This is a genomic window from Priestia sp. TRM10, from assembly GCF_057808375.1.
The window spans coordinates 573,576-599,640 of sequence record NZ_JBJZOT010000013.1 but is presented as its reverse complement, the minus strand read 5'-3'; the positions used below and the strand labels follow the sequence as shown (position 1 = coordinate 599,640).

The window sequence follows — 26,065 nt, the reverse complement described above, 5'->3', positions numbered from 1 at the left end:
CCTTAGTTTTAGATGTTAACAGCTAGTTTTTTTTTGTATCTCGAATAATTCAGTTTATCAATGTTAAAATCGGTTGGCTCACCTGTAATAAGCTGAGTTACCATTCTTCCAGTGATAGGAGACATACTAATTCCATCCCCTTCATGTCCACTAGCAATGAAAAATCCAGGTACATGTTCTACCTCTGATACAATTGGAAGATGGTCTTCAACCCAAGGTCTTACTCCTGCATAGGCTCTTATACAGTTAATATCTTTTAGTTTTGGCAAAAAGCGAATGGCTCTCTCTGCTATTGCACGCATTACTTCAACTTCTGAACTGATATCAAATCCTCTAAAGGCTCTATGACCGCCTACTAAAAAGTTATTTGCATCAGTGGGCTCAATCGTGAAGGCTACATTATGTTTTTCAACTAACTCACTGACATTTCTTTTAAAATGAATATCTTCAAATTTAGATAACATATATCCAAATTCATGAACTTTTTGACTTGCTACCTTAAACGGCGTTTTTTCAGATATTAATACCATGCCTTTTCTTGGCTTAATTGGTATATGAACGCCTACCATTTGAGCTATTTTAGGTGACCATACTCCAGCACAATTCACAATTCTTTTTGTTTTAAAGGTGCCTCGGTCTGTTACTACACTTTCAACTCTTCCTTTGTTATCTAGTGTAATATCTTGTACAGAATGATAGTCATAGACTTTCAATCCTAACTTTTTTCCTTCTTCAACAAACGCATAGCATAATTTATAAGGATTCATAGACGAGTCTACCTCTGTCCATATCCCACCAGCTAAATCATCTGCTAAATATGGCTCAATTTCCTGTAATTCCCCTTTGTCAACCATGCGCATATCATAACCATCTTTAGCTTGTTCAGAAACATATCCTCTGGCAATTTCTAGCTCTTTATCTGTCTCGCAAACATAGAGACTTCCTCTTGAAGCAAATTCAAAATCTACCGAAAATTCTTTTGCTAATTGTTTAAAAAGTTGGATACTTGCATAGCCAATTTCCGTATCAATACCTGGTTTTTTATCGCAAATTAAAGCTACTGCGTCACATCTGCTAGAAGTACCTGATGCAACACCGCCTTTCTCAATTAATGCGACTTCTAACCCTTTTTTAGCCAAATGATACGCTACACTAGATCCGATTACACCAGCTCCGATGACAATAACGTCAAAACTTCCCATTTGCATTCCCCTCTAAAAAAGAATGGTTTAAATACTCTTATTTCCCCTCAAAGAACCCTGATGGTTCTACTTTAAGATTTACATTAATTTGTTTGGTTTCTAGATACTCCTCAAAGCCATACGTTCCTAAATCTCTTCCAATTCCACTCTGCTTGTAACCTCCCCAAGGAGCTTCATTAAACGTTGGATGATACGTATTAATCCAAGTAATTCCTGCACGTAAACCGCGAATAACACGTTGCGCTTTCGCTCCATCTTGTGAGAACACAGCTCCTGCTAAGCCAAAGTCTGTCCCATTTGCTAATTCAATCGCTTCTTCTTCTGTTTTAAAGGTCTGAATGACTAAGACAGGTCCAAAAATTTCTTCTTGAACGATTCTCATATCAGGTTTCGTATTACCAAAGATCGTAGGTTCAACAAAGAACCCTTTACCAAACTCTCCTTCGACAATTCGGTTACCACCGCAAAGTAAGGTAGCTCCTTCATTTTTTCCGATCTCGATATAATCAAGAACTGTATTCATATGGTCTTCTGAAACAAGTGGCCCCATTTCAATACCATCCATCCAACCTGGACCTACTTTAATCATCTTGGCGCGTTTCACCAGTTCAGGTACAAAACGATCATATAAGCTTTCTTCTAACAGTAGACGGGAGCCTGCTGAACAAACTTGACCTTGATTGGCGAAGATAGCATACAATGCATAATCAACAGCTACGTCGAACTCTGCATCAGCGAAAACGATATTAGGAGATTTACCTCCTAACTCTAGACTGATATTTTTCACCGTGTCAGCTGCTGATTTCATTAACCTAATGCCTGTATCAGTACCACCAGTAAAGGAAATTTTATCGACATCCGGGTTAGCAACTAATTCTGCTCCAACCTTACTTCCGGCTCCTAACACTAGATTTACAACACCTGATGGAAATCCTACTTCATCAATGATTTCAAATAAACGAATGAGGGAAAGCGGTGTTTGCTGAGCTGGCTTAACTACTACTGTGCATCCAGCAGCAAGGGCAGCTGCAATTTTTTGATTAGCCATTACTAATGGATAATTCCATGGAACAATAATGCCCACAACTCCAATCGCTTCACGAACGACCATCGCTTGAATATCATCCGGAACGTCATATGTTTGACCATGAGGCTTCGTTGCTAACCCAGCATAATAACGTAATTGATTTACCGCATCTTCAACATCAGCTATTGATTCTCGTAATGTTTTTCCATTGTTTAATGTATCTAAATAAGCAAATTCTTCTTTTCTCTCTTCTAATTTATTTGAGATTTGAAGAAGAAGTTCTGCACGATCTCGAGCTCTACTGTTCATCCATCCATCTTCATAAAATGCCTTCCTAGCAGCTGTTATAGCTTTTTTGGCATCTACTTCTGTTCCTTCAGTAACGGTTCCAATTACTTTACTATTTGCAGGATTGATAATTTTCCTTGTCTGGTTTCCTTCACTTAATGTCCATTCACCATTGATATACATCTTTTGAGTGATATCATTGCTAATTAAGGCTGACTCAACTTCATTTATTGTTAGATTCATTACTCTCTCCCCTTCTCCATTATTTGATAACTAATCTCTAATATGTGATTAATTTAAAGATAAAATATATTACTCATTGTTACATTGGACACTGTGTAAGAAGTAGAGACTTATAAATTAGACACGTATCAACACTGCTTAGTATACATTCCAGCAATTATTGATGAGATAAGGTATGAAGCCTGTTATTTTCCTCTATATGACTACCTACCTGGCCAAAACTAAACAGTTAGGCTAATTTTTTAGAAACAAAAATAACCAGCGATATCTTAATTAAATTTCAAGGTATCGCTGGTTATCCGCAAATTTTAACAACATTAATCATTTAATTTTGTATTCTAGTTTAAAGAATTCACAAACGGATTTTTATCATGATGAAATAATCTTCCGATCCTTTCGTTCAGTATCTTCTTTTTCAAGGCTTTCTTTTTCCCAAAACTCTGCATCCGAAATTCCTACCTTTGTAGAGTCAAATACAGGATTTTTCCCTTCTTTTTTTTGTCTCTCATAATCTTTTAATACTTTTAAGGCCGTTTTGGTAAGAAGGAAAATACTAAAAAGGTTTAACCAAGCCATAATACCAAAACCCAAGTCACCTAACGCCCAAGCAAATGCGGACGTATTTATACTGCAATAAAAAACAGTGATCAACAACGCTATCCTTAAAACATGCTTAGGCCAAACTACCTTTACTTTCCGATTTCGATTAAGAAAAGCTAAATTGGTATCTGCCATATAAAAGTAAGTTATAAGAGTCGTAAATGCAAAGAATAGAATAGCAATCGCAATGAAAGGAGCGCCAAAGCCTGGGATTACTGATTCAACGGCATTTTGGGCATAAATTGGACCTGGTTCAAGGTTCCCAAGGTTATTTACAATAGGTTGTTTCCCTTCCGGTGTTACATTATACATACCTGTAACAAGAATCATAAACGCAGTTGCTGAACAAATAATTAATGTATCAATATATACCGAGAAAGCTTGAACTAATCCTTGTTTGGCAGGGTGGGATACTTCTGTAGCAGCAGGATAAAATGTTTCGCTACCAAATCCAGCTGCATTAGCAAAAGCCCCTCTTTTTACTCCCCATGTAATAGCTGATCCAATAATCCCACCAAACGCAGCATTTGTACCAAATGCACTTGTGAAAATAAGGACAAACATTTCAGGAATCTTATCGATATTGCCAACTAAAACGATAATACAAACGATGAGGTAGGCGCTAGCCATAAAGGGGACAATAACCTCAGCTGTTTTTGCAATTCGTTTGACACCTCCAAAAATAATAAATGAAAGCGCAACCACTAATACGATCCCTGTAAATACCGGTTCTATACCAAAGGCAGTATTCATAGCCGAAGCAACAGTATTTACTTGAACACCTGGTATTAAAATTGATGCTACAATCATCGTTATCACAGCAAACAATACTGCTAACCACTTTAGCTTTAAACCTTTTTCAATATAGTAAGGTGTTCCACCTCGAAACTCTCCATCTAATTTTCTTTTATATACTTGCGCAAGCGTTGTTTCAATAAATGAGGTACATGCTCCTAAACAAGTCATAAACCACATCCAAAATACAGCACCAGGACCTCCATATGCAATTGCAGTAGCTACACCCGCGATTGTCCCTACTCCTACCCGACTTGATATGGATAATGCTAAAGCCTGAAAAGAGGATACTCCAGCTTCAGAACTTTTGCTTTCAAATACTAGTTTTATCATATCCTTAAAAAGTCTAAACTGAAGAAAACGAGTAGCAATCGAGTAAAATAAACCTAATCCAAGAAAGGTATAAACCAGTACAGGACTCCAAATATAACTATTTAACCAATTTACTAATGTCTCCATAAAAATAACCCCTCTCATCAATGGAAATCATCTTTTGAAATCTCACTTCTTCTAACAATTCTAGTAAGGATGATACACATTTACTTACATACAGTGTTTTTTCTTAGTAATGGCATTCTCATTCATTATGTGCTTAAAAATCCTATTTCTTTTGTTCTTATACCTTTATCAACAAAGTTATCTTATTTAGATATATTACTTCTCATTTTTCAAATTAAAAGCCACGTTAAAGATCAGAATTTTATTGTCGTGTTCTCCTTAATAGATTCTCCTATTCCTCCTCACTTTTTTTCATATTTCTAGCAATTTCACTTAATAAAACACTTTAAATTTAACGGAATATTGATAATATTAAGATAATTCATTCACAAAAATTTAACATTAGACAGTGTGTTAAGGATTTTGGTTCTACAATCATACACTGAGATATTTTCCCATTATGTAAATTGATCATAATTACCCTGAAATCTAAATATCTTATCAGAGTTCTTTATAAATAATTGGTATATTAATAGTGTTAAGAAAGTAATGCTGAGGTTGAGATAGAAAATGAAGTAAAGTAATAGATAAAAAGACGATTTTATTCTATTAAGGAAATCGTTTTAGACATTCAATATGATAAACTGTATGTTTCGTCTTCAAATTTTAGATTTAGGAGTAGTAAGGATCGGTAAAAGAATGGTTCTAATCCCATTCATTCTATTACCTATACACCTATTAATGGCTCTTAAAAAAAGAAAGCAACCATAATGTATATAATTAAATGATTTATTTTCATGTGAGAACCTGATTGGTTTTAATCGTATCCTCTTATGTATGAAATGTTGTACTTATTTAAAATAAAGATTAAATTCAATAAAACTGATACAAAAGAATAGATTGGTATCCTTTTGTATCAGTATATTTTATATTCATCTTACAACTCATATCATTGTTTGCATGATGGAGAGAACAATGTACATCATCTGTTTTGATTTCTTCTTCATTTCTACTACTTTTTAAGACCTTTTAACTACGATTACTTCTACGTTATTACAATTGAGCTATGCTCTCTTTTAACGTTTTAACAATAAACATAAAGTCTTCTTCCGTAATACTTAAAGGAGGAGATAGCTGTAGTATGTTATTATATCCTGCAACTGTGTCACCATTTTTACCAACAATCAATCCTTTTTCCTTGCACGTATTGATAACTTGATTGATCTTCGTCATTTCAATTGGTTCTTTGGTTTGTTTATTTTTTACGAATTCAATTCCTAAAAGCAGTCCCTTGCCACGAATATCTCCTACGTTTGGATGTTCTTTTACATCCTCTAATTCAACTAATAAGCGTTCACCTAATTCTCTAGAACGTTCAATAAGGTTTTCATTTTCCATAATTTCTAGATTTTTTAGCGCTAGAGCACAAGCAGCTGGGTTTCCTCCAAATGTATTAACGTGACGGAAACGATCATAATCCTCACTACCCATATATGCTTCATAAATTTCTCTTTTAACTGCTGTAGCAGACAAAGGAAGATAAGCGCTTGTAAGTCCCTTTGCCATTGTAATGATATCTGGTTCAACTCCATAGTTCATAAATCCAAATGGTTTACCCGTTCGACCAAAACCACATATAACCTCATCACAAATAAGCAACGCGCCGTGGTCTTCACAAATTTCTTTCACTTTTGCCATGTATAAATCTGGAGGCATTAAAATGCCACCACCCGTAATAATGGGCTCCATAATGACACCCGCAACCGTTTGACTTAATTCCCATGTCATCACACGATCAATTTCCCAGGCACTTGAAAGGGTATTAATATCCTCTGGATTTCGATACGTATCAGGAGGAGCTACGTGCAAAAAGCCTTGTCCTAATGGCTCATATTTGTACTTACGTTGTGCTTGACCTGTTGCAGCAAGTGCCCCCATTGAATTTCCGTGGTAAGCACGGTATCGTGAAATAAATTTATAACGTCCATGATCTCCTTTTTGCTGATGATATTGACGAGCAATCTTAAAGGCTGTTTCATTTGCTTCTGATCCACTATTCGAAAAGAAAATAACATAATCGCCGCCAAGCCACTCATTTAACTTTTCAGCAAGTTTTATAGCAGGAATATGACTTTGAGTTAAAGGAAAATATGGCATTTCTTCAAGTTGTTCATACGCTGCTTTAGCAAGTTCTTTTCGACCATATCCAACATTCACACACCAAAGACCAGACATACCATCTAAGTAACGATTTCCATTAATATCTGTTACCCAAGCTCCTTCTGCTTTGTTGATAATGAGATTTGAAGGGTTTGTAGCTGCCCCTTTCATAGCGTGCCAAAGATATTTTTCATCTGTTTCTTGTAAGCTTTTTGTTCCTTCTGTTGCTTGCACCATAATCAACTCCATTCTACCTTTTTATGATTTTATATACTTATCTTAGTATCGAGCAGTAAGCATTTTCTTACGTGTATAGAATTCTACTCCATCTTTTCCATTTGCATGAAGATCTCCATAGAAGGATTTTTTATAACCAGAAAATGGGAAAAATGCCATCGGAGCTGGGACACCAAGATTTACACCCAACATACCTGCATCAATTTCCTCACGAAATTCACGAATTGCTTTAGCACTATCACTATATAAGCAAGCACCATTTGCAAATTCAGATTTATTTGTGAGCTCAATGGCTTCCTCTAAAGTGTCTACGCGAACAATAGATAAGACAGGAGCAAAGATTTCATCTTGCCATATTTTCATTTCGGTCTGTACATTGTCAAAGATTGTAGGCCCTACAAAATAACCTTGTTCGGTTGCCGTGTCTTTTCTTCCATCACGAATGAGAGAAGCTCCTTCATTTTCACCTAACTCAATATATTTCAGCGTACGTTTCTTATGTTCCTCACGAATTACCGGTCCAAGAAATACACCTTCCTCTACGCCATTACCCATCTTGATTTCATCTGCTGCTTCCTTTAATCGATTTACTAATTTATCTGCCACTTCTCCTACAGCGACGACAACCGAAGCTGCCATACAACGTTCTCCCGCAGATCCAAACGCAGCACCGATAATATTATCTACCGTAATCTCTAAGTCAGCATCTGGCATAACAATAGAATGATTCTTTGCGCCAGCAAGAGCTTGCACACGTTTACCATTAGCAGCTGCTCTTTTGTAGATATATTCAGCTACAGGTTGAGAACCAACGAAAGATACAGCCTTTATATCTTCATTATCTAATATGCCGTTTACCACATCGTGTGCTCCATGGACGATATTTAATACTCCATCCGGAAGTCCTGCTTCTTGAAACAATTCAGCTAAGCGATTAGCTAATAATGGCGTTCTTTCAGATGGCTTTAATACAAAAGTATTTCCGCATGCAATGGCAAGCGGGAACATCCAGCATGGAACCATCATAGGAAAGTTAAATGGCGTTATTCCTCCAATTACGCCAATCGGATAGCGATACATTCCAGATTCAACGCCGGTAGCAATATCAGGGAGTTGCTCACCCATCATTAAAGTTGGTGCTCCTGCAGCAAATTCCACACATTCAATTCCACGTAAGACTTCTCCATAAGCTTCGCTGTAACTCTTTCCGTTTTCTAAAGTAACAAGTTTTGCTAGTTCCTCCCAATGTTCAACTAATAATTGTTGATAACGAAATAGAATACGAGCACGCTTAGGGACAGAAACCTTTTTCCACTTCTTAAAAGCCTCTTTAGCAACAGAAACAGCATGATCTAATTCTTGTTGAGTCGAGAAAGGGACACGAGCTATAATTTCTCCTGTAGCTGGATTAGGAACTTCTTCTATTTGTTGAGTTTGAGATTCTATCCATTTACCTCCTATGTAGTTCTTTAATGTTTGAATAGTTTGTGTTGATTCCATTAAAAACCCTCCTGTTTTCAAAATATAAAAGATTGTTTGAACTTATTATATTTTTCATAACCTCTTCTATCATTGGACACTGTGTAAAATATTCAGGCGTTTTTTTCTGCAAGATAAGCTTTGTAGTTTATAATTTTTTTACAAGTTGTCAGATAAAAAAAGAAACCCTATTACTGGGTTTCTTTACAAATTATGAAGATTTAAATTTAGAAATATATTCATATGAAAACTTAGAAGCAGAAGCATATTCATAAGCAGAAATAGAAGCTTCAATTGCTTGGCGTTTATAAGGTTCCATAAAATCTCTTCCGATTAGTTCGTACAGCCGATCAAGGCGGTGGTAAAGTGTTTGACGAACAATATGAAGTTGTTCAGCTGTTTCTTTCTTTGCACCTTTACATTGTAAATATACTTTTAAGGTTTTTAATAATTCTCCATTATTTTGTTGATCATGTAATAGGACAGGTCCTATATAATCATGAATAAACTCATGTAGAACCCCTTGACTATTAGCTGCCAAAACGAGGCGGAAAATGTATAGGTCTTCATAAAAGTAATTAAGCAATTCGTTTGGCATTTTCTCTCGTAGACTCATTGTTTCCTTTGCAGTATGATAACTACTTTTAACATAATCTAAATTATTCACGAATTTTCCTACGCTAAATTCAAGATGGGACAGTTTCTGTTTTTTTATAAACTCAGATCCTTTTAAATGGTCAATGACTTCCTGTACTCTATATTTAAAATCGTTATCCTTACGATTGTTAAGAAGAATAAAAATAATTGTATCTTTCTCAATGTGTGTTAAGAGAAAAATTCCTTTACGTTCAAAAATAGATCGAGTATATAATTTAAAATAATTAAATTCTGAAGTTACTTTATTTAGGTTCTCTGCCTTGCAAAGTAAGACAGTGCATCCGTTCGGTCTAAGGTTAGGATCGATTTCTAAAAGATATTTATGGATTTGCTCTTCACTATTTTTGCCTGCCAACCAGGTTCGAACCCATTCCCCCTCTTCTGTTTTCCTTTGTTCTTCAATATAGAGTTCACGCAGAAGACTTTGAGCTAATGCTATAGCACTACGATCTAGAATTAGAGAGTCAAATTCGGTAATTTCATCTCTTTCTGAAACAATAAATAAATCTGCAAAAGTATGATCTAACGCTTGTACAGATTGATGAGCACTATGTAGACTTGAGGTAACTTCCTCTCTCTGAAGGGCTTGAAATATTTTTTCTTGTTCTATAGGCGTTTTTTTAGGAATGACTTGAATTTCACCTTGATTAGAGATGTAGAATACAGTTACTTTTAAATAATCATGTAGAAATTCCAAAATCTTTTTATGGGGATTAGAAGAAAGAAGTAATTGATTTAAATTGCTTGAATACTCTTCTAAATCTTCAAGTATTTGATAATGCTTTTTGATTAATAGACTATGAATCTCTTGGGTAATATCAATAAATTTTACTTTCTTAAAGAAAACGATGATTGGGAAATCATAGGAATTAGCTAAATCTATAATCTTTTGAGGAATCTTTGATATGTAAGTTCCCAGTTCTATACACAGTCCAGCAGCATTAGCATTAATAGATTGCTGAACTAACGAGTAAAAGGAGTTATGATCCTCTTTCCATCCTACTCCCGTAGAAAGGATAAGTTCATTACCATGTAAAAGGTTTTGAATAGATGTTACTTCTAAAACATGAACCCACCTAATAAGTCGATGGATGCCAGCTTCTCCTGCTATTACTTTTGCATCTGCAAAATGTTGAGTTTGTAAGATTTCTTGTACCGACAATTTCCCCTCAAAATTCATTGAAATTCCCCCTTGATTAGTGTCTCAAAACACAGAATAAGTCCTTATAACTTATTTGAATTTTTAGAATTTTAATCTTGTACTATTCTTCCTATTCATACGACTAAATATTTTATAGCTATTTTGAATTTAATACGGTTTAGATATTTATTATATTAATAAATTTTCGTACATATTCAACACAGAGGACATATGTTCTAACACATTTTCTAAATTTACCCTTGTAACCCTTTCAACAAAAGAATTTACCTATCAAAAAAGGCTACTTACCAATAGAAATTATATAGCTTCAATTTAATTAAAAGCGCTTACAATTTATATTTCAAAATAACGATAGAGCTTTACATCTCTATTTAATAGGAATACATATTGATTTACTTATCGTTAATACCCCTTATAGAGTCAATGAATTAATTCTAGTATAACTTGACTATTTCACATTAGTAAAATGAATGTTTATAATATAATACATAAGAATAACTTATACAAAAGGAGAATATCATGACCTTAAGTAGATTTGAAGTCTTTTATACGATCGTGCAATGCGGTAGTTTAACAAAAGCTGCAGAGATATTAAAGTTAACACAGCCTGGCATAAGTCACGCTATTACGAGTCTTGAAAATGAGTTAGGCTTTTCTTTAATTACTAGAAATCGGTCAGGTATACATTTAACACATAATGGTGAACATATGCTTCCATATATTCGTGATATTTTGACCTTAAATAATACAATTAAGCAAGAAGCTGCAGCAATAAATGGATTAGAAGTTGGAGTAGTAAGAGTAGGCTCATTTACTAGTGTTGCCACTCAATGGTTGCCCTATATCATAAAAGAGTTTCAAGATGATTATGAGGGTATTGAAGTAAAATTACTTGAAGGGGATTATTCTACATTAGAAAAGTGGATTTCAACAGGCATAATTGATTGTAGTTTCCTTGTTTCACCTTCATCTCAGTCTTTTGAATTTCAACCGTTGAAAAAAGATAAAATGGTTTGTATCCTGTCAAACGAGCACCCTCTTTCTAGACAAGATAAAATCTCTTTTGAGCAAATAGAAAGAGAACCCCTCATCATGCCTAAAGAATCTTGGGATAATGAGACACGTCAGATTTTCCGGGAAAATAACATCAAGCCCAAGGTGAAATTTGAAGTTTCCGATGATCAAGCAATTATGGCGATGGTGCAAAATAATTTAGGTATTAGTGTCCGCCCAGAAATGACGCTAACTCATATTCCTGATAATGTACATGTTGCTAAGTTAGAGAAAGATTGTTTTCGGCTTATCGGTATTGCTGCTAAGCCTAACAGTTCTCCCGCAACTAAAACATTTATCAAGTATGTTTATTCATGGGTAGAAGAACATCATTTTTTAGATATTTGATTTTATAGATACTAATAGTTGTACTTCTTCTTAGGAAAGGAACCTAACGTTATTACCATATTTTTTATAACTAAATTAAGTGAAAAGCACGATCATTACGTCCTTAATATTTATTTAAAAGCTTGTGACGTTTTTCAATACGCTTTTCAATCCTTTCTAAAGCTTGCTTATCTTGAAGTAATGCCTCCTTGTTTTCTTTTACTAATTCTTTAAACGTCTTTTTATTTTTAAGTTGTCTATTTATCATCTCAGTCTCCTTATGTTTTATAGAAAATGATTATGAAATCATAACTTTAAGATTACCTGTTTTATTAGCCTCATAAAGATAAAAATTAGCAAATTTCCTTTATTTCAAATAAAGAAATAGAATAGATTTGCTGATTTTTATCTTTTATAAAAAGGGTTTGTTTATACAAGTCTAGCTGGTGAACCTCCCCTTTACACGTTTGTAGGAGGCCATTTCTACAATAAATAACTGTAAGTGAATGTTTGCTCGTGAGTTTTTTTAAAAACATCTATATCTCTCCTTTTTGTTGCATTAGTCATTAGCGTTTTAATTCTAGATCTCTTTAAACAAATTATATTTTTAAGAGCCTGTTTTATCATTGGACTGTATGTAAGCTTTTTCTAAGAATTCTTTCTACATTGTGACTGAAGCACTAAAAAATAAGTTATGAAAGTACAAAACACAAAGAAAATTCTAAATAATGATTCTTTAGCGTAATTAATTGCATTTCTAGTAGGTCTGTGTAAAAATAAGCATTTCAAAAAGGGTTTATTCTGCTTGATTATTAGACCAAAAAGTGAAGAAATTACTCACACTGAATATGAAATAGCAATACTAAAGTTGGAAATATAGGAGTTGATATAGATGATTACAGCTGAGAAAAACATAGTGAAGTTTAAAGCAAAAGATGGACGTGAGGTGACTATTCGTCCTGCGCAAGCAAGTGATGCAGAGCACATTACAACAGCAGTCAGAGAAATTATTGAAGCTGGGGAATTCATTCAAAAAGATGAACCCCGTACAATTCAAGAAGAGCAAAATTTCATTGCGGAAGTAGAAAAGAACAATCATATGTACGTTGTAGCTGAAGTAGAAAGTGAAGTGCTAGGTATTGCTCGTGTTCTAAGAGGCGAAATTAAGATGAAGCGTCATACAGGTCTCTTCCGTACATGGCTGATTTCTAAAGCACAAGGAATGGGGATTGGCAAGCAATTTATGAACTATACACTAAATTGGTGTAAAGAAAATAATCTTCATAAACTATCCTTAACCGTTTTTGCTTCTAATGAAGTAGCCTATCAATTATATAAAAAAGTTGGGTTTGAACAAGAAGGTATTATGAAAGAACAAGCTTATTTTCATAATGAATATGTAGATGAAATTTATATGTCTATCTTCTTTTCCTAAATGAAAAAGACCTATTTTAATCAATTTATAAAGAAGACCCTTACGTTAAGGGTCTTCTGGCTATTTAAGAGGAAAATTGAGAAAAATTTTCTGTTAGACTTTACTAGAAGAGTTAGGAACCTACGTCAAGTTGACGGAGAATGCCATTTATATCACCGTGGGATCTCTTTTCAATGATTTTATCGTCTTCAATTCACAGTAGCATCATCAGAGAATAACTTACATCTTTCCCTGTGGCAGGAATGCCCCTAAGTAGAATGCCAGTATGCTTTCCTTCAAAGAGGAAATAAACAGCTCCTTGATTCCCCTCATCCTAACTTATTCAACAGAAGTACAAATTTCAATATAATGTCCATCTGGATCTGCTACATAGGCAACTGTTTGTCCCCACGGCTTTGTAACAGGTTCCTTTAAGATTGTAACCCCTTGTTGACGTAGAGTTTCGATTGTTGATACAACGTCTTCTACAACAAATCCGACCTCAAATGTTTGTGTTGAAGCAGAACCTTCAGGAACATTTAAATTTGTTAATTCTTTTACATCCTTACGAGTGTTAATTGATAAAGTTGTGACACCTGTATCAAATTCAACATATGTACCTTGTTGCATTTTAACTGGGAGACCAAGAATACCACTATAGAAATCCATTGTTTTTTCAAAATCATTCACATATAAAATGACATATTTCATTACTAACTTCATCTTTCACCCTCCGCATTTAAAAATTTAAGAACCCAAATAATAGTCTATACCACCGTATTAATCATACTATTTAATTCGGATAAAAGTCTGAATAATCTTAATATTTTAACTTTTATTTTTCAACTATCCTGCCGTATTGATGGAAGAAAGTCTATATCCGGAACTTTGACAAACGCATACTGTCGTCACTTGAAACACAAAGGAGGAAAGTAAGAACTCTTTGATATTGTGTCAAGTCTTTCATTGCTGCAATTCTCCACAAAGAGGAACCAAGCAAGGTAATTATCGAGATATTTTGTAGCCACACCTTTAAATTGAAACTTTCACGTCTTATTACACAAGCTTGTGCTTTCATCTATAAAGTAAAGATAAATTATCTTTTCCATATTATACATACAACCCTAGTCTTACTATTTTATCGGTCTAGAATCGCTTACTTCTAAAACACCTTCCATATATAATAAATATACATTGTTTGATATTTATGCACTGTATATAAATAGCTCCATTAAAGGAGGAAGACAATGAACAGTTATGCACCTTATTTCTTAATGGCCATAATCTTTATTCTTGTAATTTGCACGGTTTTCTTTCTACGAAAACAACATGTTGCATTGAAAAAAGTAGGGTTTATATGTTGGATATCTCTAGTTTTTTATTTCTTCATCGAATATATCATTATTAGGGCAAGCACTGTTCCCTACAGTTTTTTTAAACAACCGATGAGTGATCTTGGAGTAACAGTGTGTGGAAAGAACACATACATTCTTGCTTCTTATGAAATTTGCTCTCCTTATCATTTGCTGATGAATTGGACATTTACGATTACAGGTCTTGTCATTTTAATAGGGAGTGTTGGTCTACATCAATTTTGGCCTCATAAGCAACAAACTAGAATTGCCACTACTTTGCTTATCACCTTTGGAATAAGCTATAGCATTTCTGGAATTGTCCCAGCTGATTTGCATTTCCTTTGGCATACGCTCTCTTCTTTTCCAGGAATGATTGTTCAAATACCTGCTCTCTTAATAATTGGTACCTCCATTCGAAAAGCAAAGCCAAAATTAGCACTGTGGACTTTTTTCTGTTCGTCTGTCACCACGATTTCACTTCTTCTAATTCTTTTGCTTCCTTTATTTCCTGAGTTTCCTGGGGGACTTTTACAGCGAATACTATACGGATCTGTTTATTTATGGATGACTGTTACAGCCGTTGTTCTTTGGAGAAAAGAACATATAAACTTAGAAGATAAGCCCTCTAAGTACTCTTCTAGAAAAATATAATTCTTGTGTATCCTTCTCTAATTTATGTGGTGAACACTTGGATATATAAATAAAAAGCATTTATCTACTGATGTGTTTAGTCAATCATGATTAAACACATCAGCTATTATACGTAATTGTCTTTCCCTTTCTTCTGTTGCCGATTCTAGAGAATTATGAAGTAAAGTATTGATAAGTTTAATTACATCATCACTACTAACAAGCGCATGTTCTCTCATATGCTCTGTTGCAACAGCTTGTGCAAAAGCGTGCACAGAGAATCAACATAATCCTTATTTTAGGTTTACTGTAAGAGAATTTATTTTTCCTTCTCTGCTCGTCTTCATGCTTATTCAATAAGTATTCATTAACATCCACTGAAACGTCCCCTATTATAGGCATTATCTTCATCGTATTTAATATAGTAGGCATAAGCAGATACAATAGATAGATCTATATAGAAGCATTACATCTCAAAAAAACGATGTCTTTCAACTTTACAAACTCTAAACGAAAAATTTTTGTACCATTCCCTTTTCCCTTTATCTTGCGCTACCTTATGTGCTGAGTTTTCTTTCCAAGCTTTTATAGATTCTAGGGAATCCCAATAGGAGATTGTAATTCCTAATTCTTGATCTCTAGCACTTTCTACTCCTAAGAAGCCTTTCTGCTTAGAAGCCAGTTCGACCATTTTGTTTGACATTACTTCATACCCTTTATCCCCTTCAGTCCGCTGTGAAGTGAAAATTACCGCATAATAAGGTCGTTCAATATTTCGAGCTGCGCCAATCATATATTTTTCCCCCTTGAAAAGTTCAATATAATGAAGCATCCTATATATTTATACAAAATAAATTCATAAAAGATTCATAATGTCCAATCAGAGCTTAGAGTGCTTTTGTAGGAGTGCCTTGATGAAAAATCATTTGCCACTGTTCGCCTGTTAACTTCCAAATAGAACTACGTAAAGAATATTGCATAGAATCACGTTTAAGTAATCTAAATGTTGTTAAAACAACATGGGGTGCTAATAGCTTAATCTCAAAATCTGTGATTGTCATCTCACCTACAGTCTCTTCATTAGGAAGGCTATCTATTGTTATTTCTTTATTAAAAACACGTCCTGAACTTCCAAATTCCACAAAGTCATGTGCTAAAAGCTCCTCTAACTCTACAACAGACTTACGCACGTCTGACTGTAGCAATTTTTCTTCAAGACCATAAAGATGTTCTTTTAGTTCTATCTCTGTCATTGAACACTCTCCCTTCATTTTTACAAGAGATACACATTAACAAGATTTTCATCTATGAAGAGAGAAATCAAAATCATGATAAAGTTTCCTAATTCTCCTCTCTAGTTGCTGAATTTCCAATGAATCGATTTAATCCTCTCTTATATTCTTCTATCTCACTACTACCTGTAACAGGCTCAATCTGTTCTAAGGAGGAAAGAGAGCTGTTAATGATAAATTTACGAGGTAAAGCGTTATCCTGTAATACTTCATCATAAATAAATGTAATAAATTCTAAACACTCTTTCTGTTTCATTTCGTCCGCAACATTATTCTTCACAAAACGTTTTAACGCTGAGGTTACACGAATAAATTCAGTTGAAGAATGCTCGTCTCTTCGCTCTTCAAATAAAGAAGCGATTACCTCTTCATTAAACAAGGGATCTTGATTCCCAATGCCTTTTTCCATTATTCCTCTAGTATATTCCATGCAATAACAAACAGCATGTTCAATTGTTAATGAGGTGTTTAATATTTTATTTGTTCTAAGAACATTGTTAAGCATCCCATCAAATAACACAGCTCCATCAAACAATTGGGGATAGTCTGCTTTTGGGAAGATTTGTTGAAATCGTTTATATATCCAATTTAAAGTTGAGATTTTCAGTTCTTCTATATAATGAAAAATCTTTCTTTCGTTCAAGACTAATGTTGTTTCAATAATCTTAGATATGTTATTTTCCGCTATAAAATGCATCATAAAAATCATTTGTTTCTCAAACATGTGACAATCACTATCGGTATGTTCATCCGCTAGTTTTTCACGTTGTACAATCATTGATTCTTGTAAAGTAGACAGCAATGATAATAAAAGTTCACTTTTAGATGAAAAGTATTTATAAAATGTTCCTTTTGAAATACCACTTCGTTCTAGAATGTCTTGGATGGAAGTATCAAGATATCCTTTTTCTATAAAAAGCTTGTGTGCTTCTTCTAAAATGTCTTGTTGTTTCTTGTTCATCTTATGACTCCTTTATACATACGTTCTCTTCTATTTAATATATCTCATGTAGCTTTTACATTATAGAATTTTTCTTATCTCTTGATGAATGAATAAAAATAATTATATACTTGTAGTACAATAATTATACTACCAGTATATAATTGAACTAATGGTATAATTAAAATTAAAAATTTTTAATTTGTGTCCTTATAAAGAGATTACAAAAGAAGCATGTAGAAAAACAAGGAGCTCTGATAGAGGATGCTCTATGAAAGGAAGATTATGATGGAGAATTCAAATCAACGTTTACCAGAAAAAGAAGTATTAGGCTTACTCAGTGGCAAGAATGGTGAAGATCCATTTCCTTTATTCGCACAACTTCGAGAAATAGGACCTGTTATCTCTATCCCATCTCCACTACCTGGCACAAATCATCAAGCATGGATGGTTACACGTATGGAAGAAGCCATGCAGCTATTAAAAGATCATACTCACTTCACTGTGGATCAAAGTACAATTGAAGGCCAAGTGGATATTCGGAAAGGTAACAGTGATGCCTCTGCTCCTCCTACCTTTTTAACCGGAAAATCAATGCTTTCCGTTGACAATCCTGATCATAAACGATTACGTAGACTTGTATCAAAAGCTTTTACACCACGTTATATGGAAAGCTTGCGTCCTCGCGTCCAGAAAATTGCTGATGAATTGCTTGATCAAGTTATTGATAAAGGTGAAATGGATATTGTGAAAGACTACGCTTATCCGTTACCAATTAACGTGATTTCCGACATGCTTGGCGTACCTCAAGCAGATCAAGGAAAAATTCACAAATGGTCTTCAGCCATTGCGCATGGTTTAGGGCTAGGAAGAAAAGAACCAGGAGTTGCAGAACAAATAAAAGCTTTCGGCGAATATATTGCAAAGCTTGTCGAAGACAAGCGTCATCATCCTAGCGATGACTTAATTAGTCAGCTGATTGCCATTGAAGAAGAAGGAGATAAACTTAGCATAGAAGAACTTCTTTCAATGATTTCTCTATTAATTTTTGCGGGACATGAGACAACTTCAAACCTGATTGCAAATGGGACTTTAATATTACTAGATCGCCCAGATCAGCTTGAAAAACTTAAGGAAGATGCTAACTTAGTTCCCTCAGCTGTAGAGGAATTGCTTCGTTTTAACGGACCTGCCACAATAGCAGGACCTCGCTTTGCTACTGAAGATATTGAATTTGCGGGGCAGCAGATTACTAAAGGAGACATGGTTATTCCAATATTAAAATCAGCAAACCGAGACGAACTCATATTTGCAGATTCAGAAGATCTCGATGTGACACGCGAAATTAAACAACATCTTGCTTTTGGACATGGCATTCATTCATGCCTAGGTGCACCGTTAGCTCGTATAGAAGGAGACGTTGCATTTTCTACTCTTTTAAAACGCATGCCTAATCTACGACTCAGCGTTCCTAGAGAGAACGTTAACTGGGAGTTCACTTTAAGTTCACAAGGATTATCTTCCCTTCCTGTTGCTTTTTAATCAAAATGGCGCCAGAAAAATACTTTAGCTAGAGATTTATGAAAAAAGCACCCTTGCTAACAAAGGGTGCTTTTTCTTTTTTACTGAGCTTCTCCTACAACAGAAAAGCGTTGTTTTATATGTTTTGAAATTTCAATTTCATCAACAACTGCAATGGCATAGTCCTCATAGCTGATATAGCTTTCTCCTTTATTGTTTAGGATAAGCTGCTCCCCACCTGTTTTATACTCCCCAGTTCTCTTTCCTGCTGGATCAAAAAAAGCAGCTGGACTAAGGTGAGTCCATTTTACATCTTCAGTCTTTTTGAATTCCGCTAAGCTTTTCCCCATATTTGTAGCTGTTGGAAGATATGCTTCAGGAAAATCAGGAGTGTCAAATAAGCGTGTTTTTTCTTCCTTATCAACATAAAGACTGCCTGCTCCCCCAACAACAATTACTCTTGTATCTGTTCCTTTTAGAGCTTCTATTAATACTCGGCCTGCTTCAATATGCTGCTGTTCTTCTCCATGCGGTGCGTTGAAAGCATTTACTACTACATTAAATTTTTGAAGATCTTCTTTCTTTAAGTCGAAAATATTTTTTTCTAGAACATCTACTTCTTTATTTTCTATCTTTCCTGCATTTCTTACAATCGCTGTTACTTCATGATTTCGATTTACAGCTTCTTTCAAAATTAAGTTCCCTGCTTTACCGCTTGCTCCGATAATACCAATCTTCATCTTTATTCCTCCTAAAAAATTAACTTGTAACTATTTTTATTACATGTAACAATAATAATTACAAGTGCGTTTTTTGTCAATAGAAAAATCACTCCCTTCTATCCTTTCCTTCTTTTCGTGTATAATAATGCTTGTAACTTCTATCAAATGGCTAGAATATGTGCAAGGAAGGTGACTGATATGTCTATAAGCAGCCGATTCTCTGTCGGAATTCATATATTATCTCTTTTAGAACTAAACAAAGAAAACGTTAATTCCTCTGAATGGATTGCCAAAAGCGTAAATACAAACTCTGTTGTCATTCGTAAGATTATGGGAATGTTAAAAAATGCAGGATTAGTGAACGTTCGCCCCGGAGTTGCTGGAGCAGAGCTTGCCAAAGAACTTTCTGCTATTACCCTTCTTGATGTGTACAAAGCAGTGAACGTTGTACAAGAAAATGAGCTATTTAACGTACATGGAAATCCAAACCCAGAATGCCCTGTTGGAAAAAACATTCAAGAAGCGGTGATGCCGATCTTCACAGCTGCACAGTTAGCACTTGAAAAATCGCTCGGAAATGTAACCATTGAAGATGTTGTAAAGGATATTAAACAAAAAACCGAAACAGAGAGCACAAATACAACATGCTAAATATAAAAAAGCAGCAGGATAGCTAAGCTATCCTGCTGCTTTTTTTAGAACATGTTATCCTTTGATACTTTCTTTTTTCATCATCCCAAATACTTGCTTCCAAGACATCTTCTCACTATATTTCATAACGCCTCGTTTGTATAAACGGTTCGCAACAATACTTATAAGAAGTGTTGTGACGATAATAATGACAATTCCTAAAGCAAGTTCCCATCCAGCTGCACTTCCCATTAAATAGCGACTAAACATAAGGGTTGGTGTAAGAACAGGAATGTATGAACAAATTGTAATATAACTAGCCGTCGGATCTCCCATTGTCATCATTCCTAAAAAGAAGTTTGCAAATGAAATCATCATCAAAGGAGAAGTGAAGTTTCCAATGTCTTCTGAACGAGATGCAAGTGACCCTAATGCTGCGTAAATCATTCCATTTAACATAAATCCAATTAAGAAGAACAAGATAAACAGAAGAGTAACCGAAACAGTAAAGCCACTTACATCAATAAAATCTAAGGCCAAAGTATCTGCCCATCCCAGTGACTTAACAATTAGGAACGAACCTAGGATAACGAGAATATTCGCAAGACCCATGAGCATATTGGAGATAATTTTTCCGTACATCATTGTAATAGGTTTTACTTTTGTAATCATAATTTCCATTACGCGGCTGCTTTTTTCACCAACAATTCCATTTGCAATACCTATTCCATACAAAAGGATAAACATATACATTGTGAAAACAAATACCCAGACAACCCCTGTTGGTTTATCATCTGTATCTGAATCTAATACCGTGTCTTTAATGGTAATTGGCGTTTGTAGCTCTTTTAATACATCGCCAGAAATGCCTTGTTCAGTTGAAACCTTTGCACTGTACTGCTGTTGCAGAGTGCCTTGTAACACCGTTGTAACTGAAGCTGGTGGTGTAAATTCGTAGCGCTGTTCAAGAACAGGCTTTCCTGATTGTTCTTCAATAATATAAAGAGCTTCATAATCCCCATCTTTTACACCTTGTTGTGCTTTACTAACTTGATTACCTTCTAAAAATTTAAACTTGTAATCTTCTTTTAAGCTCCCTAACATTGCATTATCTGATACTTGATATGTTGTACCTTTATTTACAATGGCAATCGTGTCTTTCTCTCCATCACTTTTAAAATGTGTAAACCCAAAAAAACCAATTATCACTATAGCAGGAATAATAATCCCGATCCAAAAACCTTTTTTCCCAAACTGCTCTTTTAAATGAAACCCAAGTACTTTTCCGAAATTCCCCATTATCTCACCTTCTCCACAAACACTTCATGAAGGGTTGGCTCAAGAAGTGTGAATTCTCGAATTGCAATACCATTTTGTTTTAAAGTGTGAAGTAGTTCTAATCCTTCGTCATCGCTTTTCACTTTTTGTTCGTAGTACAGACCATTTTTTTCCCACTCACTAGAAAGAGGTTGATCAACCTCTGGCAAGACACGAAGATAACGATACCCATAACTTTCTTTAATTTCTTTTACTGTTCCTTGCACAACTGGGTTTCCAGCTTTCATCATAATAATATGCTGACAAAACTGTTCAACCTTATCCATCCGGTGAGAAGATAAAATAAATGTTTTACCTTTATGTACTTCTTCTTGAATGATGCGTGATAGTAAATCAGCGTTCACAGGATCAAGACCGCTAAATGGTTCGTCTAAAATGATAATATCTGGATTATGTAGGACGGTTGCGATAATCTGAACTTTTTGCTGATTTCCTTTTGAAAGCTCTCCTGCTGTACTGTTATGATAATGAGAAATTTCAAAGCGTTCGAGCCATTCTTTAATCTTTTCTTTTGCCTGCTTGCGTTTCATGCCTTCAAGCTCTGCAAAATACAGAAGTTGCTCACTCACTTTTGCTTTTGGATACAGTCCTCGTTCTTCTGGAAGATATCCAAAGGTTACGTTCCGTTTAGAAAAGTTTTTTCCTTCCCAAAGTACGCTTCCCCCGTTTTTCGGAATAAGATCAAGCATCATTTTTAATGTCGTTGTTTTTCCTGCTCCATTACGACCAAGCAAACCAAGAATCTCGCCGCGTGGTAATGTAAAGGAAAGATTGTTTACTGCCTGATTAGACCCAAAACGTTTGCTTAATCCTTCAACTACTAACGTCATGTTTGCACCTCTCTTTTTTAATTAACATGTTTTTAGTTTGCTATTTTTTAAATAACATGCAATCTAACTTTTCATTTATCCTTCCTTTACTTTTTTATACGAACAACTTCTAAAAAGGTTTCAAACCTTTTCCATTTTTTTATCCTTTTTTTCCTAGAAGTAATAAGTTCTCCCTAGCTTTCTTACTAATTTAAAAAGATACCAATAAGCGTTGTTATAAATAATACAACAAAAAAGGCAATTATAACGTACCCAATCATTTTAATGCTTTTTGGAGTGTTTTTATGACTTCCTTTGTATGGATTTCCTGTTACTTTATCTACATGATCTTCAACATCGTTGAAAGGTTCTTTTTCTTTCACATATATCTCCTCCTTCATTCTACGATAACAAACTTTTTCCTTCTTTTTCACACAATAATAACCATTATTTCCAGTCACCTTTTAATGTTCTTTTCTCGCTAATGTTTCATCCTCCTATAAAATAGGGAAAAGAATAGTGTAAGGACAAATGATTATACAGAAAAAGGACGGATTTATAATGAAAAACAAGCCTTCGAAAAACGAACTTATTATGTCAATTCTTTTCACCATTATTATGGCTATCTCCGCCCTTTACTTTCTTACAACACAGCATAGTAAAAACGGTTTGATTGTTTCCCTTCTTTTCACCATCATGGGTGGTTTAATGGTAAAGAAAGCCAAGAAAAATTCCCATAAACAAAAAAGCAGAAAGCTTTAAATATGCTTCCTGCTTTTTTGTTTATGTAGCACAGTTCAATCTTTTTAACACTTTACTTAAACTGTTTTGGAACTCAATGTTCATCTTAATGGATGTTTTGTTTAAATACATGGCATACTTAGGCTTAATAGCTACGACACTAGGTACAACACCCATCAAATCTAGTTTGTGAAGAAGTTCAACAAACTTTGACACACCGTCGTCTGTAATCCCTCCAACGCCGCTAAAATCAAAGTGAATAACATCATACTCTTTCTCAAAAATCTTAGTAAGTAATAGTGTTTCATTATGTTCGATAAGCTCGCTATCCAAATCACCAAAAAGAGGCACAAGCGCTTCTTTTTTCGTAATTTCAATGAGCGGGGAGCTTAGCTTTTTCACTTTTGTTAGAGCTTGCTCAAGTGCTTCTTTTTTATCTAAAAGCTCCATATTTGTTTCAGCAAGTCGAGCTCTGTGCTGAGAGACTAAACTTTCTAATTCAGTAAGGCGTGTATCTTTTTCAATACAAAGCAGATGCCCTTCTCCAGCGTGCCAATGAATGGACACATCCATGAGAGCATATGGTGAATAAAGCGTGCGCATTGTAAGCTCACATGCTGCCATTCTATTAAACTCGCTTAGAATAGACAATGCCTTACTTTTACTTCCCGAGTCCACAAGTTCCAAAAAGTTATCTGCACGTGGAAAAACATCATTGCTTTGTGCTGATTGAGATAAAATTGTGAAATCATGCTTCACATGGAAATACGGATGTGGTAAATATTGACTAACTGACACTTGTCTCCACTCCTTGTGGATAGTTATTTATCCAATTCTGAGTTTCTGCTAGACTACTGATAAGTACAGTTCGCTCAGACGTATGCGAAGCAAAAGAATACTGTGAAATAAGCCGTCCCCCGACAATAACGATTGGGCTATTTGGCAGATTTTCAAGTTCTTTAATATATTCTCTTAGCTGTTCTGCATGATAAATAATGGAAAATGAAAGGGAAATCACATCTGGTTTCCATTCTTTTGCTGCTGTTGTTGCATACTCGAGCGGAAGATTTGGGCCCATAAAACGAGTTTCCCAGCCACTTTCTTCAAAGAGATTACAGGCCATTTTCAAGCCAAGATGATGTTGTTCATGCTGAAGACATAAAAACATGGCTTTTTGGTTTTTAGGCGGACCCTCTTGTTCCCTAAGCTTTTCCCACTGATATCTTGCTAAAATAAATTCACACGTTGACGTAGCTAGGTGCTCATCTGCAACGGTTACTTCATTTTTTTCCCACAAGTATCCAATGTGTCCCATCGCTTTTGCTACAAGCTCTTCATAAATGTATAGGCTATCCTGCCCGGAATTCTTTTCATCAGAAAGAAGCTTCCATGCTTCTTCTTGATTTCCTGCTAGCAACAATGAAGAAAGCTCAATATATTTTTCAGGCAAGAAACATCACCTCATTTATTTTCTAGCGTTTCTATTGCCTTTTGCAAAAAGGAAATGTGCTTTTGTAACTCTTCATTTTTCTGCTTTTTAAACTGTTTAATAAGTCGTTCAAAATTATCGATCAAATGATCCGTTTTCATTCCTCGAGATGTTAAAATACCGTCCAGCCATTCTGAGTAGTCAATAAACATTTTCACGTTATCGTGATGAACGGCAGCGCGAAGCTGATTCAAATGATGTTCATTGTCCTCTAGGCATTTCTGTTTGCCCACTTCTCCAAATTTTTGAAGAAGTTCTGGATACTCAGTATAAATCTCTTCTGTAACTTCCGCAACGATCTTGTTTGCTATAGCACTATTCATGTTGCTACCTGTCTATATCTGCTTACTTTTGGGCGAATAGAAGCAAGGTTTTGATCTGGATAGTTTTTTTCAAGTTCATGCACTTTTTTATACTCTTTGCTTGTTATATATTGAACGTAATCTTCTTTAGATTCCCAACATATTTCAACTGTCAATTCTGCTGGGTGCTGTTCATTTTGTAACAGTTGGAAGGAAACAAACCCATCAAACTTATCAACTAATTTGGAACGATTTTGATAGATATGAATAACTTCATCTATTTTATCTTCTGGCACTACTACTGCTGAGTGAACGGTGTACATATTTTCTCCCCACCTTTATTCAGTTAAATAAAGAACTGCATACATATTATTTTAACAAACTCCATCCCCTTTTGAAAACGATAGTCGGTTTTACTCATAATGGTGAATAGAACATAACAAGAAGGTTGTATTTTATAAAAGTTCTCACCTTTTGAAATTTAAATTATAATAATCTTCTAATAAAAAAATGAAATTCCTGCTTTTTTTGTCGAATGGGTAAAACTCTCTCTAGAATTGATAAAAGAAAGGAGCACGCAAAGTGAAAGATTTATCAACACCTAATATGGATATTATTACAGGCATCCTCTATAGCACAGTTTCAGAAAATGTCCTCCGTCTTAAAGAAAGTGTTGGAGATGCAAGCGAAGCTGAAATTCATTTTAAAGGAAAAGAGCATAATGAAAATAGTATTGCAGAGCTTTTAAAACATATTGCATATGTTGATTTAAGGTGGGTGTATAGATTGAAGGGTACTCTTGTTCCTCCAGAGCTAGAGAAAGCGTACGGGCCTGAGTTAGATAAAAAAGGGAATCTCCCCTCTGCTGAAGGATCTTCTCTCTCCTTTCTTCTTCAACAACTAGACGCTGTTCACCAAAAATTAAAGGAAGTTTGTGTTACGTTAAAAGATGAAAATTTAACAAAGGTTGTTTCATATGAAAAAGGCGAAAAAGCAACAATTAGATGGGGACTTTGGCATATGGCGGATCATAATCGTTATCATCAAGCACATATCAACAAACTCCGTCAAATGTATAAAAGAGCATAAAGAAAAAGGCATTCACCGCCGTGAATGCCTTTTTCTATAAGGGGAAATTCTTTACAAGAGTAAAGAGGGTTAAACAAAATAAGGGAAAGTCTTGCTACCGCTTTGTTACATTGTAAAAAAGAGTT

Annotated in this window: 28 protein-coding genes and 1 pseudogene; 7 read left to right on the top strand and 22 right to left on the bottom strand. The window is 34.9% G+C overall.

Annotated elements, in window-relative coordinates:
- Positions 1 to 8 precede the first annotated feature (8 nt).
- The 6 genes from ACK3CR_RS14360 to ACK3CR_RS14335 form a co-directional block, all read right to left on the bottom strand.
- Complete coding sequence (locus ACK3CR_RS14360; RefSeq protein ID WP_243512734.1) at positions 9 to 1,202, bottom strand: NAD(P)/FAD-dependent oxidoreductase; 1,194 nt, start codon at positions 1,200 to 1,202, stop codon at positions 9 to 11.
- A 37-nt stretch (positions 1,203 to 1,239) separates the two neighbouring features.
- Positions 1,240 to 2,760 carry an aldehyde dehydrogenase family protein gene (locus ACK3CR_RS14355; RefSeq protein WP_243512744.1) on the bottom strand — a complete coding sequence of 507 codons (1,521 nt, stop codon included), beginning with the start codon at positions 2,758 to 2,760 and terminating at the stop codon, positions 1,240 to 1,242.
- A 369-nt stretch (positions 2,761 to 3,129) separates the two neighbouring features.
- The gene (locus tag ACK3CR_RS14350) at positions 3,130 to 4,614 is read right to left on the bottom strand and encodes an alanine/glycine:cation symporter family protein (protein WP_488975616.1); all 1,485 of its coding nucleotides are present in this window, start codon (positions 4,612 to 4,614) and stop codon (positions 3,130 to 3,132) included.
- Between the two features lie 1,032 nt (positions 4,615 to 5,646).
- Complete coding sequence (locus ACK3CR_RS14345; RefSeq protein ID WP_276517267.1) at positions 5,647 to 6,987, bottom strand: aspartate aminotransferase family protein; 1,341 nt, start codon at positions 6,985 to 6,987, stop codon at positions 5,647 to 5,649.
- A 45-nt stretch (positions 6,988 to 7,032) separates the two neighbouring features.
- Complete coding sequence (locus ACK3CR_RS14340; RefSeq protein ID WP_243512749.1) at positions 7,033 to 8,490, bottom strand: CoA-acylating methylmalonate-semialdehyde dehydrogenase; 1,458 nt, start codon at positions 8,488 to 8,490, stop codon at positions 7,033 to 7,035.
- A 190-nt stretch (positions 8,491 to 8,680) separates the two neighbouring features.
- Positions 8,681 to 10,306: a PucR family transcriptional regulator gene (locus ACK3CR_RS14335; RefSeq protein WP_243512758.1), complete on the bottom strand. Its 1,626-nt coding sequence runs from the start codon at positions 10,304 to 10,306 to the stop codon at positions 8,681 to 8,683.
- Between the two features lie 501 nt (positions 10,307 to 10,807).
- Between ACK3CR_RS14335 and ACK3CR_RS14330 the strand changes: the two genes are divergently transcribed.
- Complete coding sequence (locus ACK3CR_RS14330) at positions 10,808 to 11,689, top strand: LysR family transcriptional regulator (RefSeq protein WP_243512760.1); 882 nt, start codon at positions 10,808 to 10,810, stop codon at positions 11,687 to 11,689.
- 103 nt (positions 11,690 to 11,792) lie between these two features.
- Here ACK3CR_RS14330 and ACK3CR_RS14325 read toward each other — a convergent pair whose 3' ends face one another.
- Complete coding sequence (locus ACK3CR_RS14325; RefSeq protein WP_488975614.1) at positions 11,793 to 11,936, bottom strand: FbpB family small basic protein; 144 nt, start codon at positions 11,934 to 11,936, stop codon at positions 11,793 to 11,795.
- An 85-nt stretch (positions 11,937 to 12,021) separates the two neighbouring features.
- Positions 12,022 to 12,204 (bottom strand): YolD-like family protein, encoded by a 183-nt coding sequence (locus ACK3CR_RS14320; RefSeq protein WP_243512805.1) that lies wholly within the window; start codon positions 12,202 to 12,204, stop codon positions 12,022 to 12,024.
- A gap of 356 nt (positions 12,205 to 12,560) precedes the next feature.
- Between ACK3CR_RS14320 and ACK3CR_RS14315 the strand changes: the two genes are divergently transcribed.
- Positions 12,561 to 13,103 (top strand): GNAT family N-acetyltransferase, encoded by a 543-nt coding sequence (locus ACK3CR_RS14315; protein WP_328122814.1) that lies wholly within the window; start codon positions 12,561 to 12,563, stop codon positions 13,101 to 13,103.
- Between the two features lie 318 nt (positions 13,104 to 13,421).
- Here ACK3CR_RS14315 and ACK3CR_RS14310 read toward each other — a convergent pair whose 3' ends face one another.
- Together ACK3CR_RS14310 and ACK3CR_RS14305 are read right to left on the bottom strand one after the other, a co-directional pair.
- Positions 13,422 to 13,805, bottom strand: a complete 384-nt coding sequence (locus tag ACK3CR_RS14310; RefSeq protein WP_243512815.1) for a VOC family protein — start codon at positions 13,803 to 13,805, stop codon at positions 13,422 to 13,424.
- A 123-nt stretch (positions 13,806 to 13,928) separates the two neighbouring features.
- A pseudogene (locus ACK3CR_RS14305) lies at positions 13,929 to 14,122 on the bottom strand (hypothetical protein); the annotation flags it as partial.
- A gap of 207 nt (positions 14,123 to 14,329) precedes the next feature.
- On the opposite strand from ACK3CR_RS14305, the gene ACK3CR_RS14300 reads away from it, so the two are divergent.
- On the top strand, positions 14,330 to 15,088 hold the full coding sequence (locus tag ACK3CR_RS14300; RefSeq protein ID WP_480380820.1) for a DUF998 domain-containing protein: 759 nt from the start codon (positions 14,330 to 14,332) through the stop codon (positions 15,086 to 15,088).
- Between the two features lie 80 nt (positions 15,089 to 15,168).
- Here ACK3CR_RS14300 and ACK3CR_RS14295 read toward each other — a convergent pair whose 3' ends face one another.
- The 4 genes from ACK3CR_RS14295 to ACK3CR_RS14280 form a co-directional block, all read right to left on the bottom strand.
- Positions 15,169 to 15,342: a putative immunity protein gene (locus ACK3CR_RS14295; protein WP_410915324.1), complete on the bottom strand. Its 174-nt coding sequence runs from the start codon at positions 15,340 to 15,342 to the stop codon at positions 15,169 to 15,171.
- A 191-nt stretch (positions 15,343 to 15,533) separates the two neighbouring features.
- A complete protein-coding gene (locus tag ACK3CR_RS14290) occupies positions 15,534 to 15,860 on the bottom strand; it encodes an antibiotic biosynthesis monooxygenase family protein (RefSeq protein ID WP_410915325.1) in 327 nt (108 codons plus the stop codon).
- A gap of 94 nt (positions 15,861 to 15,954) precedes the next feature.
- Positions 15,955 to 16,320, bottom strand: coding sequence for a nuclear transport factor 2 family protein (locus ACK3CR_RS14285; RefSeq protein ID WP_243512829.1), 366 nt, complete (start codon positions 16,318 to 16,320; stop codon positions 15,955 to 15,957).
- Positions 16,321 to 16,408: 88 nt separating this feature from the next.
- A complete protein-coding gene (locus tag ACK3CR_RS14280; RefSeq protein WP_410915326.1) occupies positions 16,409 to 17,320 on the bottom strand; it encodes a TetR/AcrR family transcriptional regulator in 912 nt (303 codons plus the stop codon).
- Positions 17,321 to 17,563: 243 nt separating this feature from the next.
- Between ACK3CR_RS14280 and ACK3CR_RS14275 the strand changes: the two genes are divergently transcribed.
- Positions 17,564 to 18,841, top strand: coding sequence for a cytochrome P450 family protein (locus ACK3CR_RS14275; RefSeq protein WP_488975612.1), 1,278 nt, complete (start codon positions 17,564 to 17,566; stop codon positions 18,839 to 18,841).
- A gap of 80 nt (positions 18,842 to 18,921) precedes the next feature.
- Here the strand turns inward: ACK3CR_RS14275 and ACK3CR_RS14270 are convergent, their stop codons facing one another.
- On the bottom strand, positions 18,922 to 19,560 hold the full coding sequence (locus ACK3CR_RS14270; protein ID WP_488975611.1) for an NAD(P)-dependent oxidoreductase: 639 nt from the start codon (positions 19,558 to 19,560) through the stop codon (positions 18,922 to 18,924).
- Positions 19,561 to 19,740: 180 nt separating this feature from the next.
- Between ACK3CR_RS14270 and ACK3CR_RS14265 the strand changes: the two genes are divergently transcribed.
- Positions 19,741 to 20,193: an Rrf2 family transcriptional regulator gene (locus ACK3CR_RS14265; protein WP_243512837.1), complete on the top strand. Its 453-nt coding sequence runs from the start codon at positions 19,741 to 19,743 to the stop codon at positions 20,191 to 20,193.
- Positions 20,194 to 20,247: 54 nt separating this feature from the next.
- Here ACK3CR_RS14265 and ACK3CR_RS14260 read toward each other — a convergent pair whose 3' ends face one another.
- The 3 genes from ACK3CR_RS14260 to ACK3CR_RS14250 form a co-directional block, all read right to left on the bottom strand.
- A complete protein-coding gene (locus tag ACK3CR_RS14260; RefSeq protein WP_243512846.1) occupies positions 20,248 to 21,471 on the bottom strand; it encodes an ABC transporter permease in 1,224 nt (407 codons plus the stop codon).
- Positions 21,471 to 22,340 (bottom strand): ABC transporter ATP-binding protein, encoded by an 870-nt coding sequence (locus ACK3CR_RS14255; protein ID WP_243512855.1) that lies wholly within the window; start codon positions 22,338 to 22,340, stop codon positions 21,471 to 21,473. Before ACK3CR_RS14255 ends, ACK3CR_RS14260 begins: the two co-directional genes overlap by 1 nt.
- 185 nt (positions 22,341 to 22,525) lie before the next feature.
- Positions 22,526 to 22,702, bottom strand: coding sequence for a hypothetical protein (locus ACK3CR_RS14250; protein ID WP_243512864.1), 177 nt, complete (start codon positions 22,700 to 22,702; stop codon positions 22,526 to 22,528).
- 178 nt (positions 22,703 to 22,880) lie between these two features.
- Here ACK3CR_RS14250 and ACK3CR_RS14245 point away from each other — a divergent pair, with 178 nt between their 5' ends.
- A complete protein-coding gene (locus tag ACK3CR_RS14245) occupies positions 22,881 to 23,081 on the top strand; it encodes a hypothetical protein (RefSeq protein ID WP_488975610.1) in 201 nt (66 codons plus the stop codon).
- A 21-nt stretch (positions 23,082 to 23,102) separates the two neighbouring features.
- On the opposite strand, the gene ACK3CR_RS14240 is transcribed toward ACK3CR_RS14245, so the two are convergent.
- From ACK3CR_RS14240 to ACK3CR_RS14225, 4 genes are read right to left on the bottom strand one after another with little or no spacing between them, the layout of a single operon-like run.
- Positions 23,103 to 23,858, bottom strand: coding sequence for an STAS domain-containing protein (locus ACK3CR_RS14240; RefSeq protein ID WP_488975609.1), 756 nt, complete (start codon positions 23,856 to 23,858; stop codon positions 23,103 to 23,105).
- Complete coding sequence (locus ACK3CR_RS14235; RefSeq protein ID WP_488975608.1) at positions 23,848 to 24,510, bottom strand: cobalamin B12-binding domain-containing protein; 663 nt, start codon at positions 24,508 to 24,510, stop codon at positions 23,848 to 23,850. The genes ACK3CR_RS14240 and ACK3CR_RS14235 overlap by 11 nt, the downstream gene beginning before the upstream one ends.
- An 11-nt stretch (positions 24,511 to 24,521) precedes the next feature.
- Positions 24,522 to 24,872 (bottom strand): hypothetical protein, encoded by a 351-nt coding sequence (locus ACK3CR_RS14230; RefSeq protein ID WP_480380827.1) that lies wholly within the window; start codon positions 24,870 to 24,872, stop codon positions 24,522 to 24,524.
- Positions 24,869 to 25,174 (bottom strand): antibiotic biosynthesis monooxygenase family protein, encoded by a 306-nt coding sequence (locus ACK3CR_RS14225; RefSeq protein WP_488975607.1) that lies wholly within the window; start codon positions 25,172 to 25,174, stop codon positions 24,869 to 24,871. Before ACK3CR_RS14225 ends, ACK3CR_RS14230 begins: the two co-directional genes overlap by 4 nt.
- Positions 25,175 to 25,433: 259 nt before the next feature.
- On the opposite strand from ACK3CR_RS14225, the gene ACK3CR_RS14220 reads away from it, so the two are divergent.
- Positions 25,434 to 25,940 carry a DinB family protein gene (locus ACK3CR_RS14220; RefSeq protein ID WP_410914807.1) on the top strand — a complete coding sequence of 169 codons (507 nt, stop codon included), beginning with the start codon at positions 25,434 to 25,436 and terminating at the stop codon, positions 25,938 to 25,940.
- The last annotated feature ends 125 nt before the right edge of the window (positions 25,941 to 26,065 follow it).

Coding starts and splice junctions, on each gene's coding strand:
- ACK3CR_RS14275 (WP_488975612.1), top strand. CDS start 17,564: ATGCTCTATGAAAGGAAGATTATGATGGAGAATTCAAATCAACGTTTA.
- ACK3CR_RS14330 (WP_243512760.1), top strand. CDS start 10,808: ATGACCTTAAGTAGATTTGAAGTCTTTTATACGATCGTGCAATGCGGT.
- ACK3CR_RS14320 (WP_243512805.1), bottom strand. CDS start 12,204: ATGTTTTTAAAAAAACTCACGAGCAAACATTCACTTACAGTTATTTAT.
- ACK3CR_RS14290 (WP_410915325.1), bottom strand. CDS start 15,860: ATGATTGGCGCAGCTCGAAATATTGAACGACCTTATTATGCGGTAATT.
- ACK3CR_RS14270 (WP_488975611.1), bottom strand. CDS start 19,560: ATGAAGATTGGTATTATCGGAGCAAGCGGTAAAGCAGGGAACTTAATT.
- ACK3CR_RS14350 (WP_488975616.1), bottom strand. CDS start 4,614: ATGGAGACATTAGTAAATTGGTTAAATAGTTATATTTGGAGTCCTGTA.
- ACK3CR_RS14355 (WP_243512744.1), bottom strand. CDS start 2,760: ATGAATCTAACAATAAATGAAGTTGAGTCAGCCTTAATTAGCAATGAT.
- ACK3CR_RS14265 (WP_243512837.1), top strand. CDS start 19,741: ATGTCTATAAGCAGCCGATTCTCTGTCGGAATTCATATATTATCTCTT.
- ACK3CR_RS14245 (WP_488975610.1), top strand. CDS start 22,881: ATGAAAAACAAGCCTTCGAAAAACGAACTTATTATGTCAATTCTTTTC.
- ACK3CR_RS14340 (WP_243512749.1), bottom strand. CDS start 8,490: ATGGAATCAACACAAACTATTCAAACATTAAAGAACTACATAGGAGGT.
- ACK3CR_RS14360 (WP_243512734.1), bottom strand. CDS start 1,202: ATGGGAAGTTTTGACGTTATTGTCATCGGAGCTGGTGTAATCGGATCT.
- ACK3CR_RS14335 (WP_243512758.1), bottom strand. CDS start 10,306: ATGAATTTTGAGGGGAAATTGTCGGTACAAGAAATCTTACAAACTCAA.
- ACK3CR_RS14325 (WP_488975614.1), bottom strand. CDS start 11,936: ATGATAAATAGACAACTTAAAAATAAAAAGACGTTTAAAGAATTAGTA.
- ACK3CR_RS14285 (WP_243512829.1), bottom strand. CDS start 16,320: ATGACAGAGATAGAACTAAAAGAACATCTTTATGGTCTTGAAGAAAAA.
- ACK3CR_RS14225 (WP_488975607.1), bottom strand. CDS start 25,174: ATGTACACCGTTCACTCAGCAGTAGTAGTGCCAGAAGATAAAATAGAT.
- ACK3CR_RS14300 (WP_480380820.1), top strand. CDS start 14,330: ATGAACAGTTATGCACCTTATTTCTTAATGGCCATAATCTTTATTCTT.
- ACK3CR_RS14230 (WP_480380827.1), bottom strand. CDS start 24,872: ATGAATAGTGCTATAGCAAACAAGATCGTTGCGGAAGTTACAGAAGAG.
- ACK3CR_RS14260 (WP_243512846.1), bottom strand. CDS start 21,471: ATGGGGAATTTCGGAAAAGTACTTGGGTTTCATTTAAAAGAGCAGTTT.
- ACK3CR_RS14310 (WP_243512815.1), bottom strand. CDS start 13,805: ATGAAGTTAGTAATGAAATATGTCATTTTATATGTGAATGATTTTGAA.
- ACK3CR_RS14315 (WP_328122814.1), top strand. CDS start 12,561: ATGATTACAGCTGAGAAAAACATAGTGAAGTTTAAAGCAAAAGATGGA.
- ACK3CR_RS14280 (WP_410915326.1), bottom strand. CDS start 17,320: ATGAACAAGAAACAACAAGACATTTTAGAAGAAGCACACAAGCTTTTT.
- ACK3CR_RS14255 (WP_243512855.1), bottom strand. CDS start 22,340: ATGACGTTAGTAGTTGAAGGATTAAGCAAACGTTTTGGGTCTAATCAG.